The organism is Rhodococcoides fascians NBRC 12155 = LMG 3623 (assembly GCF_001894785.1).
GTDB classification, from domain to species: domain Bacteria; phylum Actinomycetota; class Actinomycetes; order Mycobacteriales; family Mycobacteriaceae; genus Rhodococcoides; species Rhodococcoides fascians.
The window spans coordinates 1-1,667 of sequence record NZ_BCWW01000032.1; the positions used below are offsets into that span (position 1 = coordinate 1).

At 62.6% G+C, this 1,667-nt stretch carries 1 protein-coding gene; it reads left to right on the forward strand.

The window, feature by feature from the left end:
- Window positions 1–120: 120 nt before the first annotated feature.
- Complete coding sequence (locus RFA01S_RS27230) at window positions 121–1,518, forward strand: IS1380 family transposase (protein ID WP_032408138.1); 1,398 nt, start codon at window positions 121–123, stop codon at window positions 1,516–1,518.
- The last annotated feature ends 149 nt before the right edge of the window (window positions 1,519–1,667 follow it).

The window sequence follows — 1,667 nt, forward strand, 5'->3', positions numbered from 1 at the left end:
CCTCGATCCACTGATGAATCTGCGTGGTAGTGGGGTGTCGAACTGAAGAAAGTGCCCTCCGAGCTGGGATGATTTGAGTTCTCACACAACAAATCGGACCAGACCAACAGGACACTTCCAGTGCGATCTTCCCACACCTTCCATGCTGATTCCGCGAAGTTCGACGACGATCACCTCGTGTCCTGCGCGGGACTGCTGCCGATCATGACCCTCGCCGACCAGACCGAATTGACCGAACTGCCGGCGGACAAGGTGGCCATCACCGCTCCGAAGATCACGTCGGGGGCAGCGAACCTGGCACCGAAGTTGACCACGCTGATCGCGGCGATGTGCGCCGGTGCCGACAGCATCGACGACATCGACCTCCTGCGGTCCGGCGGAACCAAACACCTCTTCGACTCCGTCTACGCACCCTCGACCATCGGAACATTGCTGCGCGAGTTCACCTTCGGACACAACCGTCAACTCGAATCCGTCCTACGCGACCACCTCGTCGCCCTCGCTCAGCGCACCGAGATCCTGCCCGGCATCGCGGACCGCGCATTCGTCGACATCGACTCCCTGCTGCGCCCGGTCTACGGCCACGCCAAACAAGGAGCCTCCTACGGGCACTCCAAAATCGCCGGCAAACAGATCCTCCGCAAAGGACTCTCCCCGCTCGCGACGATCATCAGCACCGCCGACTCGGCACCGGTGATCGCCGGAATGCGCCTGCGAGCAGGCAAAGCCGGATCCGGTACCGGAGCACCGCGGATGGTCGCCCACGCCATCACCACCGCCCGGATGGCCGGCGCGATCGGGAAGATCATGGTCCGCGGTGACTCCGCTTACGGCAACAGCCGCGTCGTACGCGCATGCATCAACGCCGGCGTCGAGTTCTCGTTCGTCCTGATCAAGAACCGACTCGTCCAACGAGCCATCGACTCCATTCCCGACACAGCATGGACGCCAGTTCGATATCCGGGAGCAGTCCGAGATCCCGATACCGGCGGCTGGATCTCCGATGCCGAAGTCGCCGAAACCGCCTTCACCGCTTTCTCTTCCACCGCGAACCCTGTCTCCGCGAGGTTGATCGTGCGGCGAGTCAAAGACGCCCGCTACCGCGATGCATTGTTTCCGGTGTGGCGGTATCACCCGTTTTTCACCAACAGCACCCTGCCGACGACGACCGCCGATGTCGTTCACCGAGCGCACGCGATCATCGAGACCGTGTTCTCCGATCTGATCGACGGACCGCTTGCGCACATGCCGTCGGGATCGTTCGGCGCGAACTCCGCCTGGGTGCAGTGCGCAGCGATCGCCCACAACCTGCTGCGCGCGGCCGGAACCATCGCAGGCGGCCGCCACGCGAAAGCTCGCGGGATGACGCTACGGCGCAAGATCGTCAACATTCCCGCCCGGTTCGTGCGGCCACAACGCGCACCCACACTGCATTTACCACGACACTGGCCGTGGCTCGACGGATGGCTTCGGCTATGGCGCAACATCATTGGATTCAGCCCGCCCCTAGCTTGCTGATCCTCACCCGATACGCCGATTCGGCCCGAGCAACGACAATCGTGGAAATGCTGGGTACACCAGCGGACGAAACACGCCCAAAAAGTCCCGACCCCACGATGCAGTCAGCAACCACAGCACATCACCTCAGTCAGTGGATCGAGGCTAAA